The sequence below is a fragment of the Heyndrickxia sp. FW510-T9 genome (assembly GCF_058781025.1).
Genome location: NZ_JBYSWK010000027.1, coordinates 39,141 through 56,317, shown reverse-complemented (window position 1 = coordinate 56,317; position 17,177 = coordinate 39,141). Strand labels below are relative to the sequence as shown.

Annotated in this window: 21 protein-coding genes and 1 other annotated feature; of the genes, 18 read left to right on the top strand and 3 right to left on the bottom strand. The window is 34.5% G+C overall.

The window, feature by feature from the left end; translation table 11 throughout:
* Positions 1-232 precede the first annotated feature (232 nt).
* The 10 genes from AC3WJF_RS14385 to AC3WJF_RS14340 all read left to right on the top strand — a co-directional run bounded on the left by AC3WJF_RS14385 (position 233) and on the right by AC3WJF_RS14340 (position 8,158).
* Positions 233-1,309, top strand: coding sequence for a M42 family metallopeptidase (locus AC3WJF_RS14385; protein WP_492453318.1), 1,077 nt, complete (start codon positions 233-235; stop codon positions 1,307-1,309).
* A 144-nt stretch (positions 1,310-1,453) separates the two neighbouring features.
* The gene (locus AC3WJF_RS14380; protein WP_492453316.1) at positions 1,454-1,603 is read left to right on the top strand and encodes an FbpB family small basic protein; all 150 of its coding nucleotides are present in this window, start codon (positions 1,454-1,456) and stop codon (positions 1,601-1,603) included.
* 174 nt (positions 1,604-1,777) lie between these two features.
* Complete coding sequence (locus tag AC3WJF_RS14375; RefSeq protein ID WP_492453314.1) at positions 1,778-2,398, top strand: TetR/AcrR family transcriptional regulator; 621 nt, start codon at positions 1,778-1,780, stop codon at positions 2,396-2,398.
* A 155-nt stretch (positions 2,399-2,553) separates the two neighbouring features.
* Positions 2,554-3,756 carry an MFS transporter gene (locus AC3WJF_RS14370; RefSeq protein WP_492453312.1) on the top strand — a complete coding sequence of 401 codons (1,203 nt, stop codon included), beginning with the start codon at positions 2,554-2,556 and terminating at the stop codon, positions 3,754-3,756.
* A gap of 15 nt (positions 3,757-3,771) precedes the next feature.
* Positions 3,772-4,647, top strand: a complete 876-nt coding sequence (locus AC3WJF_RS14365) for a GNAT family N-acetyltransferase (RefSeq protein ID WP_492453310.1) — start codon at positions 3,772-3,774, stop codon at positions 4,645-4,647.
* Between the two features lie 233 nt (positions 4,648-4,880).
* Complete coding sequence (locus tag AC3WJF_RS14360; RefSeq protein WP_492453308.1) at positions 4,881-5,045, top strand: hypothetical protein; 165 nt, start codon at positions 4,881-4,883, stop codon at positions 5,043-5,045.
* A 767-nt stretch (positions 5,046-5,812) separates the two neighbouring features.
* Entirely contained in the window at positions 5,813-6,400 is a 588-nt protein-coding gene (locus AC3WJF_RS14355; RefSeq protein ID WP_492453307.1) for a hypothetical protein, read from the top strand.
* 144 nt (positions 6,401-6,544) lie between these two features.
* Entirely contained in the window at positions 6,545-7,519 is a 975-nt protein-coding gene (locus tag AC3WJF_RS14350; RefSeq protein WP_492453305.1) for a phosphotransferase family protein, read from the top strand.
* A 91-nt stretch (positions 7,520-7,610) separates the two neighbouring features.
* Positions 7,611-7,931, top strand: a complete 321-nt coding sequence (locus AC3WJF_RS14345; RefSeq protein ID WP_492453303.1) for a YbjQ family protein — start codon at positions 7,611-7,613, stop codon at positions 7,929-7,931.
* The gene (locus AC3WJF_RS14340; protein WP_492453301.1) at positions 7,931-8,158 is read left to right on the top strand and encodes a hypothetical protein; all 228 of its coding nucleotides are present in this window, start codon (positions 7,931-7,933) and stop codon (positions 8,156-8,158) included. The genes AC3WJF_RS14345 and AC3WJF_RS14340 overlap by 1 nt, the downstream gene beginning before the upstream one ends.
* 180 nt (positions 8,159-8,338) lie before the next feature.
* Here the strand turns inward: AC3WJF_RS14340 and AC3WJF_RS14335 are convergent, their stop codons facing one another.
* From AC3WJF_RS14335 to AC3WJF_RS14325, 3 genes are all read right to left on the bottom strand, one after another.
* Entirely contained in the window at positions 8,339-8,572 is a 234-nt protein-coding gene (locus tag AC3WJF_RS14335) for a YczI family protein (protein WP_492453299.1), read from the bottom strand.
* A 178-nt stretch (positions 8,573-8,750) separates the two neighbouring features.
* On the bottom strand, positions 8,751-9,542 hold the full coding sequence (locus AC3WJF_RS14330; protein WP_492453297.1) for a class I SAM-dependent methyltransferase: 792 nt from the start codon (positions 9,540-9,542) through the stop codon (positions 8,751-8,753).
* A gap of 26 nt (positions 9,543-9,568) precedes the next feature.
* Positions 9,569-9,799, bottom strand: coding sequence for a hypothetical protein (locus tag AC3WJF_RS14325; protein WP_492453295.1), 231 nt, complete (start codon positions 9,797-9,799; stop codon positions 9,569-9,571).
* A gap of 137 nt (positions 9,800-9,936) precedes the next feature.
* Positions 9,937-10,189: a binding site (T-box leader), on the top strand.
* A 211-nt stretch (positions 10,190-10,400) separates the two neighbouring features.
* Between AC3WJF_RS14325 and AC3WJF_RS14320 the strand changes: the two genes are divergently transcribed.
* From AC3WJF_RS14320 to AC3WJF_RS14285, 8 genes are all read left to right on the top strand, one after another.
* Positions 10,401-12,080, top strand: coding sequence for a glutamine--tRNA ligase/YqeY domain fusion protein (locus tag AC3WJF_RS14320; protein ID WP_492453293.1), 1,680 nt, complete (start codon positions 10,401-10,403; stop codon positions 12,078-12,080).
* Between the two features lie 119 nt (positions 12,081-12,199).
* Positions 12,200-12,664, top strand: coding sequence for an NUDIX domain-containing protein (locus AC3WJF_RS14315; RefSeq protein WP_492453291.1), 465 nt, complete (start codon positions 12,200-12,202; stop codon positions 12,662-12,664).
* Between the two features lie 36 nt (positions 12,665-12,700).
* Positions 12,701-13,351 carry an HAD family hydrolase gene (locus AC3WJF_RS14310; protein ID WP_492453289.1) on the top strand — a complete coding sequence of 217 codons (651 nt, stop codon included), beginning with the start codon at positions 12,701-12,703 and terminating at the stop codon, positions 13,349-13,351.
* A gap of 639 nt (positions 13,352-13,990) precedes the next feature.
* Positions 13,991-14,281: a YciI family protein gene (locus tag AC3WJF_RS14305; RefSeq protein WP_492453287.1), complete on the top strand. Its 291-nt coding sequence runs from the start codon at positions 13,991-13,993 to the stop codon at positions 14,279-14,281.
* 168 nt (positions 14,282-14,449) lie between these two features.
* Positions 14,450-14,833: a hypothetical protein gene (locus AC3WJF_RS14300; protein WP_492453285.1), complete on the top strand. Its 384-nt coding sequence runs from the start codon at positions 14,450-14,452 to the stop codon at positions 14,831-14,833.
* Between the two features lie 228 nt (positions 14,834-15,061).
* Complete coding sequence (locus tag AC3WJF_RS14295; protein ID WP_492453283.1) at positions 15,062-15,451, top strand: hypothetical protein; 390 nt, start codon at positions 15,062-15,064, stop codon at positions 15,449-15,451.
* A 502-nt stretch (positions 15,452-15,953) separates the two neighbouring features.
* Positions 15,954-16,334, top strand: coding sequence for a hypothetical protein (locus tag AC3WJF_RS14290; protein ID WP_492453281.1), 381 nt, complete (start codon positions 15,954-15,956; stop codon positions 16,332-16,334).
* 111 nt (positions 16,335-16,445) lie between these two features.
* On the top strand, positions 16,446-17,165 hold the full coding sequence (locus AC3WJF_RS14285; protein ID WP_492453279.1) for a nucleotidyltransferase domain-containing protein: 720 nt from the start codon (positions 16,446-16,448) through the stop codon (positions 17,163-17,165).
* Positions 17,166-17,177: the final 12 nt, after the last annotated feature.

Here is a 17,177-nt window from a genome sequence, read left to right as displayed (position 1 = left end):
CAAATAAACATACTAAAAATATTGAATTGAAATTAAAAATTGACAAATGAGAATAAATAATTAAAATAAAAACCATACAGTCAGTTTTTTTAAAAAATAATAATCCAATGTAATTTTAAAATAAGAAAATGAAACAGTATAAACATTACGTATGAATCTTTTCATGTTCTAAAATTACTGAATATTAGGATTTGCGGGAACTGCATGTATAGTCCTGATGGGAGGAATTATCATGGATCAAATGTTTAAAATGTTTAAAGAGTTAACAGAAACAACAGGGGTAGTAGGGAATGAGAAACCTGTAAAAGAGGTAATGAAAAAATATCTGGAGCCAAATTGTGATGAATTGAAATACGACAATCTTGGTGGTATAGCAGCTATTAAAAAAGGTACAGCAAATGGTCCGAAGGTTATGCTAACTTCTCATTTAGATGAAGTGGGATTTTTAGTTACTGATATTACAGAAAATGGATTCCTGAAATTTATCGGTCTTGGTGGTTGGTGGGAGCATGTACTACTTGCTCAAAGAGTGGAGGTTTTTACTTCTACTGGAGAGGTCATTGAAGGTGTAATCGGTTCAAAGCCACCTCATATTTTAAAGAATGAAGATAGAAAAAATGTAGTTCAAATGAAAGATATGTTTATAGATATTGGGGCAGAAAGTAAAGAAGAGGCAGAATCATTTGGAGTTAGGCCAGGTAATGTAGTAGGAGTCATTTGTCCATTTACGGTAATGAAAAATCCAAAACTCATGATGGCAAAGGCTTGGGACAATAGAATTGGATGTGCAATTGTCATAGAAGTGATGAAACGCTTAAAGGATGAGTCATTGGATTGTACACTCTACGGCGTAGGCGCCACGCAAGAAGAAGTAGGTTTACGTGGTGCTAAAACAATGGCCAATTTGATTAAGCCTGATATTACATTTGCTATTGATGTAGGGATTGCTGGAGATACTCCGGGAATATCTAGTAATGAATCTCGATCAAAAATAGGTTTAGGGCCACAGATTGTCTTATACGATAGCTCTTTAGTTTCTCACCCGGATTTACGAAATTTTGTCGTGGATGTGGCAGAGGAGTTTCATATTCCTTATCAATTTGAAGCATTAGCATTCGGAGGAACAGATGCTGGAGCTACTCATACCTCAGGAATTGGTGCGCCATCATTAGCCATTACGATTGCTACTAGATATATACACAGTCATGCCTCCATTTTACATTATGATGATTTTGAAAACACCGTTAACCTATTTGTACAGGTGATAAAAAAGTTAAACAATGAAGTTGTTGGCAAAATTAAATTTTGATCAAACCCATGTCTCCTTGTAAACAAGTTTTTTCATTATTGAGCCAAATCTTTTGCTGATTTGGTCTTTTTTCCGTTCGCATAAGGCACTTAAGCGTCTTAGAGTATTTGAAAAATAAAAATGATGGGACAGATTGGAGTAAGTATGAAAACGAGACTAAGAAAACTACACACTAATAAATCCTTTAATTTAAATGAATTAATTAATCAAAATAAACAGATGATGGAACAGGATAAAGAATTTATAAACAAGCTAGAGAAACGGCTTGAAGAAAAACATATAAAGAATCATTAATAATAAAAGTAACAGTTATGATTGTATACTGGATAAAAATTTTTTACAGTTATGATAGAATATCATTAGATTAGTGCCGTATGGGGTGCTTCGCAAGCGGTGCCTGACACCTTAGTGTCAGGCACCCGCTATGTGATGTGACACGGATGATAAAATGAGCAAGGAGATGAAGGTATGCCAAAGGTTTCAGAGGATTATAAAGAGAAGAAAAGGCAAATCATTATGGAGAGTGCTTTAATTTTATTTGGAGAAAAAGGTTATGAATTAACTACAATAGATGATATTGGATCGAAATCGGGCGTTAGTAAAGGTATGGTTTATACTTATTTTAAAAGTAAGGAAGACCTTTATATTACATTGATGGACCAACGAACATACAACACTTTTCGTGTACTACAACAACGGTTTGAGAAATTTGAAACAGCAGAGCAGAAGTTGATGGAACTGCTTCGTGTATATCGGGAAGCGGAGCATACAGAAGAGTGGAGCAATTTTATCCGAGTACACATGGAGTTTTGGATTAATTCCTCTAGACAGGAACATTTAAAAAATATTATGAAAGACCGTTATAGAAACCAGTTTCAAGCTTTCTTGGTCCAAATTATTCAAGAAGGCCAAGACAATGGTGAATTCAAAAAGAACATCCAAATTGAAATTGTTGCAAGTTTATTTTGGGCTATTATAGATGGGATTTGTTTGCATTATACAGTTGTAGGAAAAGAATACAATTATAAAGATCATTTTTTGAATGCAGAGGAAATGATTTTGCAGTATATTTTAGTTGCAAAAAAATGATGAGAGCTACCATTAAAGGTGGCTTTTTTTTGTTGTATCAATATTGAGAATTTTATTGACAAATACAAATTACCATTTAAAATAAAAACTATACAGTCAGTTTTTATAAAATAGAGGTCCAATAAACCTAAATTTGAATAAGGGGATTCAAAAATATGAAGATAAGATCCTATTTTTTATACACCAAAGCTTTTTCGGATATGGGAAATATGATGGAATTAGTAGTGATCAATGCAATGGTCCTGTCCTTGACCAAAAGTACTTTATGGTTAACAGCTGTTTTAGCGGCGCGTGTGTGCGGGGGGATTTTTTCTAGTTTATCTTCTGGCATTCTTGCAGATCGGTATAACCGACGTATGTTAATGATCATGAGTGATATTTCTAGAGGGATGTTTGTACTATTACTTATCTTATTTCCAACACCAATTATGTTTCTTAGTGTTTCCTTTCTTCTAGGTTTTTTCAGTAGTTTTTTCAGTGTTAGCTTTAGTGCGGAGATTCCACAGATATACGGAGAACAGAAAATCTTAGACATTAATGCGCTTATTTCTAGATTAAGTTCCATAAGTATGGTCGTTGGGTTTATGCTGGCAGCATGGTTATCTACAATTCTGAATTATCGATTGATCATTTTTATTGACGCTATTTCGTTCTTTTTATCAGCAGCAGTACTATTCAACTCTAAGTGGAATAAGGATTATCAGCGAGCAAAAGGTAATTCTTTAAAAAACTGGAGTCAGGATATTAAACAAGTAAAGAATCATTTGCTTCTAAATCCGGTTCTCCTTATAATATTTACTATTTTTATTTTCCAAACGTTTGCTGCAAGTTCTCAAAATGTAGGAATTCCTTTATTAGCAAAAATGTTAAATCCACATGAAATCACTTTTTATCAAGGTCTTATTTGGGGCTGCTGGGGATTGGGAGGAATTCTTGCCACGTGGATGATACCAAAAATTAAATGGTTTAAGCTAAATTTACTAAACTGCTATCTTGGCTCTTCCTTATTGGCATCGTTAGGGTTTATTTTATTGCTATCTAATAATGTGTTTTGGGTTATTCTTTTATTCGCCTTTTTTACGGGAATGTTTGATGCAAGCCTAGGTTCCTTCTTTGCAACAATCGTACAAATGACGGATAATTCAATAAGAGGCAGAATTTTCGGTGTTTCCAATCTTTTAAGTCAATTAGGATTTACACTAGGATTTGTTGTAACTTCTTGCCTAATCAATACACTGACGATGCCGCACTTAGTATGGCTCTTCCACGGCAGTACGATAGTAATCATAGTAGTAACGGCTTTGATTGTTAAATCAAGGTATTCCTTAAATAATATGTACAAAACAACTAACCAATAATCAGGAGGAATTACAATGAGCATTAGTGTAGAAAAAGAGTTACTGAAATATCAAAGATGTACAGAAGTGGATATCGATCAAATTTATAACGCATTCTCTATAGGCTTTTCCGATTACATTATTAAGATGGAAATATCAAAGGAAGTATTTATCAAAAACTTCTTTGGACCCGAAGGAAATAGCTTAGAGCATTCATTTATCGCTACTTATGCCGGTGAACCAATTGGCGTTATTCTTGGTGGGATTAAAAATTATGAAGGCATTAAAACGATAAGGTGTGGCACATTAGCGGTAAGTCCTAATTTTAGAGGAGAAGGTGTAAGTCAGAAGCTTTTTGAATTGCATAAGGAAGAAGCGATCGCTAATGATTGTAAGCAGATGTTTTTAGAAGTAATTGTCGGTAATGATAGAGCGATTAGTTTTTATAAAAAACTTGGTTATGAAAAGATCTATAATCTTGCTATTTTCTCCTTGTCTGACCTAACTCTATTGCCGGAAAATAAAAAACTGGATAATGTGAGCCTGAAAAATATAAGTTTCAGTGATTATGAGAATGCTAGCGTAAAATGGGATTATCATATTAATTGGCAAAATGATGTGGATTTTGTTCGATTAGCAGAGAAATATCATTTTTATGGTGCGTTTATCGAGCATGAAATGGTGGGTTGTTTAAGCGTCAACAAAGCAGGCAGGATTAGCTTTTTAATGGTTGATAAAAAGCAAAGAGGGAACAGTATTGGCCTAGCGCTATTAAATCAAGCAAAGAAGGACCTGGAATTAAAGAGTATGTCATTAACTTTTCCGAATAACCACGAGTTAGAGGGCTTTGTAAAAGCTTTAGGGTTTAAAAGAAATGATTTATCGCAATATGAAATGTATTATCCTTTATAAGGATACATCGGTAGCGCTCGTTTAAAAAGAAAGAAGAGCATAATCATAAATCTGCTGTAACATAGTCTAAACATGGGCCTAAACTTAATCACGGGCCCAAACCGAAACATGGTCTGGAGCATAAACATAATAGTGGTAAACATTGATAGCTGTTTTTAGCAGAGCTCGTGAGCTTTTAAAGTAGTGCTTTACTTATAAAAAGTTAATGCAAGGAAAGGGGGATTAGAAATGGCATGTTGCTCATAATAGTCCTTCTTATTATTCTTTTAATCTTTTTGATTTTGGCCGTATTCATAGTTTGGAGAAGAAAGAAAAATAAAAAACTTTTTCCTATTCCAGCAAAGGTGAAGCAAGGAGGCAGGCCATTCTTTATGATGAAAAAAGGATGGATGATTTAGACAATTTGAAGACTTGGCCGACATTTCGTTGGCTTTTTTATTTCTATTGGGGAATTATAGGATCTGAATTTCTGGTGTCCTTCATAAAGGAAGTGAAGGACAAAACTAAATGAAAAGATCAACAAGATGTCCTTCATAAGGCAGATGAAGGACAAAACTAAATGAAAAGATGAACAAGGTGTCCTTCATAACGGGAATGAAGGACAAAACTCAATGAAAAAATAAACAAGATGTTCTAATGGTCCTATAATTTGGATAGCTGCGCCTTTAGATCCAACAACTATGTCCTTTATTAGTGAACAAAAGGAGAAGTTCAGGCAGGTTCCTTGTTTAAATGTCGATTACTTGCGTTCAAAAGGACAACCTTCAGTAATAACCCTTTCAACATGTCTTTTATAAGCGGGTTAAATAGCAATCTATGACTAAAATGACCTTTTCTTTTATGGATTAGGAGATATTTCTAATTTGAATTCTGATATTTCAGATATAATTGATGTTGGAGCTAATTAGAATTTTAGAATATGAGGTGAACGAGTGGTTGTACAATATATAGACGGTATCCATTATGAACTGCAAGAACCATTTGATATGTCCTTTTTATAGAGGTACGGAAAAGTGTTTCAGGTGTTTGATAAACAAGAACGGGATGCATTTGTTTTGGGGTACAGACTCAAAACAAAAAATTATTCGTAAAATTTGCGGGTGCTAAACCAGTTCGATATAAAGGAACTACGGAGAATGCCGTTTCCGGGCTGAAAGCTGCCTGTATGATATATGAGGAATTAAGGCATAAAAATTTGGTCTCCTTTATCAAGGGTGAAACTATAGGAAATGGTTATGCAACCATCTTTGAGTGGACAGATGCTAAATGTATGGGCAAACAATATGATTCTAGAAATGAGTTTTTTGAATTACCAGTCGAGGACAGAATACATATCTTTGAAGAAATTCTTTCATTTCATCAATTTGTTGCTATAGATTTCTATGAGGGAAGCATCATGTACGATTTTACTAACAAAAAGATCATTATTTGTGATATTGATTTTTATTCGAAAATGCCTTACATCAATTCTATGGGAAGAATGTGGGGATCATCGAGATTTATGTCTCCGGAAGAATTTGAAAAAGGCGCTGTTATCGATGAGATTACCAATGTTTTTTTAATGGGTGCGACAGCCTTTGCCTTGTTGGGGGATGCAGTAGAAAAAACGTTTCAAAAATGGAATGTAGACAAGGATTTATTCGAGGTAGCAAAGAAAGCGGTAAGTAATGATAGGGCAAATCGCTATCAATCGATAAAGGAGTTCATAATAGCCTGGTCTTATGCAAAAACCAATGGGAAAGATGCGCGATAGAGTTAAGCCGAAAATGAACAGAGAAGGATGAATTAAAGAAAAAGATTGGATTATAAGATTCAATATCCTAAATATAAATAGACGAAAGCTATACAACTGTAAAAAATGATTTTTACCTTAATAAAAAATTAGGAGTTGGATACCATGAAAGAAGGTTGGGAACGAACGGCAATGCCTTTTTCGATTGACCTAAGGGAAATGAATGAAATAATTCAACCCGCCATTCCAGGTAAAAAGGTTATAGCTGCTGAACGAATAGGGATTGGATTTAGCAATTCTAACTACAAAATCTATCTAGAAGGTAGCTCCAGGCCATATGTGATTCGTTTCTTCAGGGGGGATGGAGATGTTGCTGAAAAAGAGTGTGCCATTTCACAACTCGTAAGGGAGTCCGTACCTGTTGCCAACTTCATATATGTGGATACTAGCTGCAAAACTTTTGATAAACCCTGGGCTGTTTTGGAGTGGAAAGAAGGACTCCTATTACGTGATGTGCTTCGTAATGGAACTTTAAACGATATCGTTTCAGCTGGGGAATCAGTTGGAAGAACTCTCGCAAATATTCATAGTTATAAGTTCCCTAATTCAGGTTTTTTCGGTAGAGATCTTCAGATTGCCGATCCATTCAGCATGACCAAAGAGAATCTTCTCTCATTTATTGAGCAAAGTCTCTTCCATAACGAATGCGGCAAATGGCTAGGTAAGGAGCTTTCACAAGCAGTATGGACTTTTTGTCAAACACATAGCCCATTATTAGCAGATACTAGGGAAACGCCTGTCCTCGTTCATTCAGATTTCAACGGATTAAATATCCTTATGGAACACGATGCAAGTAGGTGTTCTGTGTCAGCAGTTCTTGATTGGGAGTATGCATTTTCCTGGAGTCGGTACGCTGATATCGCTAACATGTTGCGGTATGAAGAGGAAGGGTCAATATTTGAGGAACATTTTATTCGGGCTTATCAGGAGCAGGGAGCGGTTCTTCACGGAAATTGGAAACTGATTTCTAAACTCGAAGACCTTGTTGCCCTTTGCGATATGCTAAATAAATCCACCGTGGACACTCCCAATCGAATGCATGATCTTCGGAGATTGATTGCGAAAACGGTTAAGTTATAATTTGGGGAGTATAGACAATAGTAATAATGGTAGTTTAAGATACAAATTAGTAAAAATAAAAGCCGTATAAAAGAAAATGGAGGTGATAAATATGATGGTAGTAACAACAGAAAATATCGAAGGTTACAAAATCGTGGAAGTTAAAGGACCTGTTTTTGGACTAATTGTAAGAAGCAGAGGACTTGGCGGGGATATCATGGCCGGTCTGAAATCACTCGTAGGTGGAGAAATTAAACAATATACATCGATGCTTGAGGATTCACGGAAAGAAGCTTTAGACCGAATGATTATCAATGCCAATAAAATGGGTGCCAATGCGATTGTAATGATGCGATTTGATTCCGGCGAAATTGGCAAAAACATGAGTGAAATTGTTGCTTATGGAACAGCAGTTGTGGCGGAGAAGGAATAATGAAATTCGTAATAGGTTTCTATATTTTAGAGTTAGTTGCAGTTATCCTTTGTATTTTCCTTGGATACTTTATTTATGATAAACGATTTAAACGTAATCACGGAGAGAAGGTTCCTCCTGGCTTCAAAGCGACTGAAGAAGTCAATATCGACCCTGTATCGGGAGAGAAAACAAGAGTGTTTTATAACGAAGAAACTGGGGAACGTTTTTATAAAAAGGAAAAATAAATTAGTGGAACAAACTAAGAAAATTAGTAAAGTAGAAGTTCGATTAAGTAAGGGCTGTTTAATTCAACAGCCTTCTTCTTATTAAATAGCTCTGTAAAATTTTCATAGTGATATTTCGTTGAAATTAAGGGAAACCTCATTTTTTAGGGTTTCCTCTATACTTCTATACTAATGCACAATTTAGCGTAATAGAAATCCTTGAATTGATACAAATGATGAAAATAAAAAAACAAGAATAAATAGCCAGCCTTTTACTTTTCGCTTTTTTTGAAATTCTTCTAATCCCATAATCAACATTGTTAGGCCTAAGAGTAATATCATAATATTATTAAACTCGAAATTTTTCGTGATTAGCCCATAAGCAGCAAAAAAGAAGCCTGCTATTGATAATACATAACGCAGAATTTTCAACAAGATTATCCCACCTTTTTTCTTGAACATCCTTTAATTTAATAGATTATACGTTGTTTTAATTCATAATTTTCAAATACAAATGAAGTTGATAAAAGCTCTATTATATGTTCCTTAGTCCCTTTTTAGAGAACAAGAACTAGGTACAATCAATTTTAACTACATCTAGTTTATAGTAAGTTTATTTAATACCAAGCTTCACCGACAAGTTCAATCTTTCTTTAAATTCACCAGTTTCATTCAGATCAAGTAATGCCTCGCTAAGTTCCCTTTCAAATGGCAAAATGTTATCGACGAGAAATCGCTTTAAGCCATAAGAGGTGGAATAAAGGTTTCCAAGTATGGAATCGATTGTCCATGTTATTTCATATGTAGGTAAATGGTGAATTTCCAAGTTAAAGTTTGAATTAGATATCACATCTTCATGGCTCATTGTAGGATGTGTATAGGAGCCACTTCCGGCTCTTCTAACTTGTCCATACCATTTTTCAATTACCTCATTTAGTCTCACTTGCCATTGTTCTAGCTTTTTATCAGGTTCATAGTTATCTATAATAGCAACCCCGCCACCAACGGTAACCATTTCAAATAATTCTTCTAATATTTGTGAACGATCCATCCAATGGAATGCTTTAGCTATAGTTACAAGATGAAATTTCTCATTGTGCTCTTGTTTGTATTGTTCTAAGGTTCCGGTATACCAATGAATATTCCCTATTCTTATCTCCTGATGGATACGCTTTGCTTCCTCTATCATTTCCGATTCCCGGTCGATTCCAACTATTTTTTTACACCAATCGGAAAGTCTTAGGGGAAGATGGCCTGTACCACAGCCTAAATCAAGCATCTGCTGCTCTCCAGTTAAAGAAAATTTATCGACTAAACATCTAATTAGAGAAGAAGGATATATCGGTCTGTACTTTGAATAATAGGATGCCGCCCCCTTAAATAAATCATTGCCGTATTTGTTCAAGGTTTATCCCTCCCAAGTGTAAGAAATTAATTGCTTTTTGCAAACCCCAAAATAGATAACATCAGCCCAATAAGGACAAGTAGGTATTCAAATCCTCCGAGATTCGAACTATCATCAACAACAATAATTCCGCCAACTAGAATAATGCTTATGCCAAGTAACATAAATTTTACTCCGGATTTATTGCTTTTTCTTAAAATCATAAACAAAAAAAATCCAAGAATTAATAATATCGGAATAATCATACTCCACAACATTTATATTCCCCCTATAAAATTCTCTATCTAAATTGATATTCTGTATCCTTTAGTATTAATCCTTCTTCGGCCAGCTCTCGAATATTTTCCTTTACTAAGGTCATCTAAATTGATATTATAGGAAAAATTTATTTTGGATATTTGCGATGAAGAGAAGAGTAGATAAAATCCATTCTTTGCAGAGAGCTCCGGTTGCTGAAAAGGAGTAAGATTGATTTATCGAACCAAGCCTCTGAGCATCACATTGGAACGATTCATGGGATAGTGTGACGGGAGCTCCTGTTATAGAGCTAGGGTATAAGTATTCTTGCAATACCGTACTTGAAGAGGTTAATATGGCGACATATTAATAAACTGGGGTGGCACCGCGATACAAATCTCGCCCCCAAGACTTTTATTGGTCTTGGGGGTGGGATTTTTTTCGTTTTTGAAACTGATTGTGTTAGGAAGATAGTTCTTTAGTACTAAATCGGGCTATTCTATGCTAATTTCGGTCCGTTTAGAGCAAAACTCGGTCTGTTTGGAGAGAACTTCGGTCCATTCAGTAAAGATTTCGGTCCGTTTAAGAAATTACAACTAACTGATGAAGGAGGATTCAAAAATGGGTGAAGAAAATGGGTTATTTTTCAATAATTATATTGATAGACTGATGGAAGAGGATATAAAAACTCAGGGCTTTGAAAGAGAGATTTGTACTAGATTTCCTCCCGAGCCAAATGGATATCTTCATATTGGCAATGCATATGCCATTCATATGAACTATATGATGGCTCAAAAGTATTATGGAAAATTTAATCTTCGTTTTGATGATACAAACCCATTAAAAGAAGACAGTGAGTATGTAGAGGCAATTATTGAAGACATTAATTGGCTAGGCTATTCCCCCGGACAACGAATATTTTACGGTTCTGATTATGCAAATGAAATTTTTAATGCAGCTATCAAATTAATTAACAAGGGGAAAGTATATGTTTGTGAGTTATCACCCGAGGATATGTCAGAATATCGAGGAACTTTAACGGAACCAGGAAGGAATAGTCCTTACAGGAATCGATCGATTGAGGAAAACTTTGATTTATTTATGAAAATGAAAAACGGTGAATTTCCAAACGGTGCCATGATTTTACGTGCCAAAATAGATATGGAATCTCCAAATATGAATCTAAGGGATCCTGTTCTTTATAGGATCATACACGCCTCTCATTATCGAACAGGTAATGAATGGTGTATATATCCGATGTACGATTTTGCACATCCGATACAAGATGCAATAGAAGGAGTGACTCACTCTCTATGTTCTATAGAGTTCAAAGACCATCGACCTCTTTACGAGTGGGTTTTAAATGAATTAGAAATAAAGGAACCACCTAAACAAAGGGAATTTGGCAGGGTTAATTTAACAGGTGTTGTAACAAGTAAACGATATTTGCGGGAATTAGTAGCGGGTCATTATGTAGATGGCTGGGACGACCCAAGATTACCGACGCTTCGGGGACTGAGGAGAAGAGGATTTACACCGGAAAGCATACGAAATTTCGTCCATGAAATGGGTTTTGTTAAACACAAAAGCGCTATTGATTTTGCCATGCTTGAACAATCCTTGCGTAACGATTTAAAACCAAAGGTTAAAACGGTTATGGCGGTTTTGAATCCTTTAAAGGTTACGATTACTAATTATGAGGATGCAAAAACAGAAAACTTATCTATTGAAAACAATACGGAAAATGCTGAATTAGGAAGCAGAGAGGTACCTTTTTCTAAGGAAATTTATATTGAAAAAGAAGATTTTATGGAGGTTCCAGTTAAAGGTTTCAAACGATTATCCTTACACTCAGAGGTACGCTTAAAAGGTGCATATTTTATTAAGTGTAATGAGGTTATAAAAGATGAAGCTGGTGAAGTAATAGAACTGCGATGCACGTATGACCCACTGACAAAGAGCGGTACAGGTTTTACGGGCAGAAAGGTGAAGGGAACCATTCATTGGGTTTCCGCATTACACGGGATAACCGCGGATGTTTATTTGTTTGAAAAATTATTTGAAAACGAAGAGATTGTAAAGGACAACGAAAAAACATGGGAGGAAAAAATCAATCCGAATTCCAAAGCGATGTTGAAGAACTGTATCATTGAACCTTCTATAAAAGAAACACAAGCGGAAGAGAAATTTCAATTTATCCGCCATGGTTATTTTAGTGTGGATAAGAATGCACCGGATAAAAAATTCATCTTTAATAGGATTGTTCCGTTGAAAGACTCGTGGAAAGGAAAGAAGGGTTAATTGAATTATTAGTATTGAATTGAAAACTGTCAATTAGGCAATTTTTTTGTGGCTATAAAGGAAAAAAGTGGTTAATTAGAGAAATAGTAGAATAAATCCTGTTTTGGAGGAGAAACGAGATGAACATAAGAAATTCCGCAAAAGCAATTATTATCCATGATGGTAAAGTGCTAACCGTAAAATTTGGTGAATATGACAATACATATTACACCTTGCCTGGAGGTGGTCAAGAGAATGGGGAAACACTTCATCAGGCTCTACTCAGAGAATGCGAGGAAGAAATTGGTGCGGAGGTTGAGATTGGGGAGTTAATTTTTGTTAGGGAATACATCGGTGCTAATCATGAATTACCCGCGAGACATTCTGGGTTTCAGCAAACGGAATTTATGTTTTCTTGTAAACTCAAGGAACAAAAAAGTATTTCAGAAGTTGGATATAACCCTGATAAAGGGCAAGTAGGAGTAGAGTGGATAAAGGTTGATGAATTGTTAAATTATAAATTGTTTCCATTGGAATTAAGAGAACAATTGATGGATTTTTCTAATGGAAAAAAAACTCTTGTATATGTAGGGGATATTAATTAAGGTTTCTAAACTCACTTTAATAGGAGGTTTATTAGTATGTCAATGAAAGTAATCTTCTTAGATGCTGGTGGAGTTTTATTTGAAACTTTTATAAAAGGCGACGATAGAATCAGACGTCTTTTGGTGGAAAGAGGATATCCAAAGCCACAAATTGATAAGGCAATTTTGAAAGCAAAACAGTTAGAAACCCCTTTTGTTACAAATTGGGATGAAGAAGAGCAATACTTTAAACAATATTATGGAATGATTGCAGAAGAACTAGGTGATATCAAACTATCAAATGAACTACTTTATTTTGCTCATTATGCTGGCCACTGTGAGCTATTTCCAGAAGTAAAAGCTGTTTTGGAGGAATTGAGTAAAACATATCGGTTAGCTGTTATTTCGAATGCATTGCCAAGTATGGACTGGATATTTGATTGGTTAGGCATTCGGAAATATTTTGATTTTATTATTCTATCAGCTTTCGCAAATGCCTCAAAACCGGAATCCGATATATACAGTTTGGCTCTTGATCAAGCAGGTGTGTCAAAAGAAGAATGTATTTTCATTGATGATAAAATAGAAAATATTGAAGGATCCGAACTTGTTGGGATAAGAGGGCTTCACTTGGATAGAAATAGGCAGGATCTACAAGAATTATTAAGACAGCAGAAAATAATTTCTGTTTTTGAGGTGCAGCATTGAGAATAGTACAGAAATACCAGCACTTGGCGGACACCAGATCCGTTATGTGTGACAAAAGGGGCTTATTCCTTATGTTTGCGGACACAGGGTCCGTTAAGTTGCAAAAAAGTAGTGTTTTCTTAGTGTTTTTATGCCAATAACGGATTCAGTGTCCTCTAAACTCTAAAAGTAGAGCTATTTATGTAAAATAAGGGATCCTGTGTCCGCTTTTATATTGAAAGCTAGCTATATTCCACATTTCATTACTTTTATATGAATAGGAAACTAGCTAAAGAGGTTTTTGGTCAAATCGGACATCTATTTGGTTACACAGCAGTATCTATATAGCTTCAGCGATTCTCTATGCTGCTTTACTTGCTTTTCTTGTTGATGGAAAGAATAAGCATAGGTGATTTGCTAGTGTGATAAATTGAATATAAATTTTTAATAGTGGAGTCTTAAATGATAGTTTGACATTTATTCTATTATAAACTCTCACTTAAACTTTCATTCAAATGGCTAGTACTACTTATCAAACATAGAAAAGAGACTCTCATGAAATGTTTCATGTTTTAGAAGAGAAAAAATTTAAAAACCAATTCATTGGAAATATGTGGTATAATTTTTGTGAAATATTTCACAAAACATAGGGGTATTTCAATGAAAGCGATCATCCTTTATTCCACCGGCAAAACATGGTTAGAAGGCAAACCCTTTTGGGAGCAAAAATTAGTTCCGCATCGGCGCTATTTAGTAGAAACCTTAAAGGAGAGGCTAGTTTCAGCAGGACCATTTCGGGATCATACAGGTGGATTAGTGATTGTCGAAGTTGACAGCTTGGAGGAAGCAGAAGAAGTCGCAAAGAATGACCCAGCAGTGTTAGAAGAAAAGTTTGACTATATAGTACATCCATGGGAACCATTAGAAGGAATGTTTACGGAGAAAAGATAAATAATGTAGAGAGTCGAAGAGCAAAAAATAAGCTTCGACTCTTTTTTTTGTTCAGTACGGACCCAAATAAAATAAGATTAAAAGCATAATTTTTGCACACACGAATAAGATTACTAGAAAGGAAATATTGCGTGATTAGTATATTAAAAGTATCTTAGGGGGTTCTATATGGAAAAAGTAGACAAGAGTAGCAAAGAAAACGTATTAGGTTATGTTATGTTGGGGATTGCTGTTATTTTTATCATTGGTTTTGCATTTTTCTCCCATCATCAAAATAAAGTGATCATGAAAAATAATATGAATGAGGCTTTAAAACAAGATGAAACAACGCTAGATTCCTATACATTTAAGTATAAAAGAGTCGATTATCCAAATTCAAAAGAAACATTAGACAGTAATCATAGTTCCTTGTACAAGGCATTTTATAATATGTTGTATTTTAATACAGAGTTTGGAAATGACAAAATATATGAAGCAATAGGCTCTAATGGAGAAAAGTATGAAATAGATATGGACAGGAAATTGCAAGTGGTTGAATGGAAAAAGTTGTGATCAATAGTTAAAAATGAAGGGAACTAATTATCGAAAAAATATAACCTGTATCTTTGATTATCAATTAATCGTAGATGCAGGTTATTTATGTCTAGATAGTTCAATTATTGCATAGCTAACTAATTATTTTTTCACCAACTATGTCAATTTACATTTTATAAAGGTAATCGTTCTATTTGTAGCGAATAATAGTTTAGAAGAATATTTTGTGATTGGAGATCTAATAATTTGAAGATATTTAAAACTGTAGTCTTAGCATGTTTACTAATAACTTTGGTTTCATGCTCTGCAAAAACAAAAGAACCTAAAATAGTTGGTATTAGCAAAAATACAGATATAATTGCGCAATTAGCTTTTGAAAATAGAGTATATTCTATTGAAGGAAATATGACACCAGTAGAAAAAATACAAGATGCAGTCGGAAGAATAAAAGAAGTGGTTAAAACAGTCAAAGAAAATGGGCAAGTGAAGTTATATAATTCGAAAATAAATATCACACCGGAAACAAAAATATACTCTATTAAAAATGTGGATAAAAATACTGTAGTTGCTGTGAAAGTTGGAGAAAATTATTACACAGCTATATTAGCATACAACCTCAATTTAAATAAAAAATAAAATTATTACTGTTTAATTTAAATGGAGTGTACTTTTTTATGAACTTACTTCGTACATGTTTGCTATATGCTATATTAATGTTTATTGGTTTGGTTATATGGAGTTTTATAGACAATAGTATGTTTAATTGGTCTGATATCACATTCCTATCTTTGGGTTCTGCTGTTGCGTATGCAATATTTACAATATTGTTTGAAAAAAAACAATAAATAAGAAAGTCGATCACCTAAATTGGGTAATCAACTTTCTTATTTATTTTCCCTACTAGGGGGTGCAAGACAGCATTTTCATAGATATTTTTAGTTTCTATAATGGTGATATCTCTAAGATTGAATATGAAATGACGGATCATTATAAAAAAACCAAATACTTTTTGCAGCACAGGGAAAAGTTTTTGGCTGAGAGATTAGAGGAAGAGTAAGCTACCATTTAGGTGGCTTTTTTCCTTGATAAAGGAAATTTAAACAACTTCGCAAAATATAATGAAGTAAGGGGGGAGTATATGAGGAAAAAGTTATGCATGGTCGTCCTTTTTTCTGCTTTCGTATTAATGGCTTGCGGAAACACGAAAACCTTGCATTTTGTTGGGGGAAGCAAGAACTGGCATGTGGAATATGTGGTCGATATACTTGGAGAAGAAAGTGAATCCACTCATTTTACAATTAGATACATTGGTAAAGCACCTATTCCAAAAAGAATAAAATATAATATTGAATTTCCTTCTGGGGGTACGGGTGGAACGAATGATCTAACTAAAGGTGGAGTATTAGATTCAGATGGACATTCATGTAATGGTTGTGCAGTTACTCGAGAAGATGATGATAGCAAGGCAACCATTAAATGGAACGGGAAATCAGAAACCTTTATGTTGAAAATAAAGTAGGGAGTTGAGGATCAATTGGGTCAGCAGCTCTTTTTTTTATTTTAGTAAAAGGGAAAATAAGATCTTTTAAAGAATAAAAAGTTATTCGGTAATAAATGAGGTGGAAAAATAATGACTTTGATTAAAAGGTTAAAGCCAATGGAGGCAGCTACACAATTCATCGAACAGTTTTTCCCTAATTGTGATGGGGCTGTGTTAGCGGGCAGTGTGGTTAGAGGACAGGAAACCGATACCTCTGATTTAGATGTTGTTGTATTTGATAAAAATGTAAACTCTTCCTATAGAGAATCATTAATTGAGTTTGGATGGCCAATTGAGGTTTTTGTTCATAATCTAGACTCATACAAGCATTTTTTTGAAATGGATTATAAAAGTGCGAAACCTTCAATGCAACGAATGATTTCTGAAGGACTGATTTTAAAGGACGTAGGAATTTTAGAGACTATAAAAAAAGAAGCGAAGGCAATACTGGAAAACGGCCCGGAAAGTTGGACGGAAGAAATTATTCGAACGAAGCGTTATTTTATTACAGATGTCTTAGATGATTTTATCGGTTGTCAAAATCGAGCGGAGGAATTATTTGTTGTCAATACATTGGCAAATTTCATTCATGAGTTTGTTTTACGAACAAACGGCTATTGGATTGGCACATCAAAATGGGTTATCCGTGCTTTAAAGCAGTATGATGAAAAGTTTGCGAAGGATTTTGTGGATGCTTTTGATGCATTTTATCAAACTGGTGAAAAAGACAGAGTGATCAATTTAACTGATAAGGTATTGGAGCCATATGGAGGTCGGCTTTTTGAAGGATTTTCATTGGGGAAAAAATAAGACAGGCAGGAG

Excerpts from the sequence above, each read along its gene's own strand:
- AC3WJF_RS14315 (WP_492453291.1), top strand. The coding sequence starts at position 12,200 with ATGAACATAAGAAATTCCGCAAAAGCAATTATTATCCATGATGGTAAA.
- AC3WJF_RS14340 (WP_492453301.1), top strand. The coding sequence starts at position 7,931 with ATGAAATTCGTAATAGGTTTCTATATTTTAGAGTTAGTTGCAGTTATC.
- AC3WJF_RS14320 (WP_492453293.1), top strand. The coding sequence starts at position 10,401 with ATGGGTGAAGAAAATGGGTTATTTTTCAATAATTATATTGATAGACTG.
- AC3WJF_RS14375 (WP_492453314.1), top strand. The coding sequence starts at position 1,778 with ATGCCAAAGGTTTCAGAGGATTATAAAGAGAAGAAAAGGCAAATCATT.
- AC3WJF_RS14290 (WP_492453281.1), top strand. The coding sequence starts at position 15,954 with ATGAGGAAAAAGTTATGCATGGTCGTCCTTTTTTCTGCTTTCGTATTA.
- AC3WJF_RS14365 (WP_492453310.1), top strand. The coding sequence starts at position 3,772 with ATGAGCATTAGTGTAGAAAAAGAGTTACTGAAATATCAAAGATGTACA.
- AC3WJF_RS14285 (WP_492453279.1), top strand. The coding sequence starts at position 16,446 with ATGACTTTGATTAAAAGGTTAAAGCCAATGGAGGCAGCTACACAATTC.
- AC3WJF_RS14370 (WP_492453312.1), top strand. The coding sequence starts at position 2,554 with ATGAAGATAAGATCCTATTTTTTATACACCAAAGCTTTTTCGGATATG.
- AC3WJF_RS14325 (WP_492453295.1), bottom strand. The coding sequence starts at position 9,799 with ATGTTGTGGAGTATGATTATTCCGATATTATTAATTCTTGGATTTTTT.
- AC3WJF_RS14305 (WP_492453287.1), top strand. The coding sequence starts at position 13,991 with ATGAAAGCGATCATCCTTTATTCCACCGGCAAAACATGGTTAGAAGGC.
- AC3WJF_RS14345 (WP_492453303.1), top strand. The coding sequence starts at position 7,611 with ATGATGGTAGTAACAACAGAAAATATCGAAGGTTACAAAATCGTGGAA.
- AC3WJF_RS14385 (WP_492453318.1), top strand. The coding sequence starts at position 233 with ATGGATCAAATGTTTAAAATGTTTAAAGAGTTAACAGAAACAACAGGG.
- AC3WJF_RS14300 (WP_492453285.1), top strand. The coding sequence starts at position 14,450 with ATGGAAAAAGTAGACAAGAGTAGCAAAGAAAACGTATTAGGTTATGTT.
- AC3WJF_RS14360 (WP_492453308.1), top strand. The coding sequence starts at position 4,881 with ATGTTGCTCATAATAGTCCTTCTTATTATTCTTTTAATCTTTTTGATT.
- AC3WJF_RS14350 (WP_492453305.1), top strand. The coding sequence starts at position 6,545 with ATGAAAGAAGGTTGGGAACGAACGGCAATGCCTTTTTCGATTGACCTA.
- AC3WJF_RS14310 (WP_492453289.1), top strand. The coding sequence starts at position 12,701 with ATGTCAATGAAAGTAATCTTCTTAGATGCTGGTGGAGTTTTATTTGAA.
- AC3WJF_RS14355 (WP_492453307.1), top strand. The coding sequence starts at position 5,813 with ATGATATATGAGGAATTAAGGCATAAAAATTTGGTCTCCTTTATCAAG.
- AC3WJF_RS14380 (WP_492453316.1), top strand. The coding sequence starts at position 1,454 with ATGAAAACGAGACTAAGAAAACTACACACTAATAAATCCTTTAATTTA.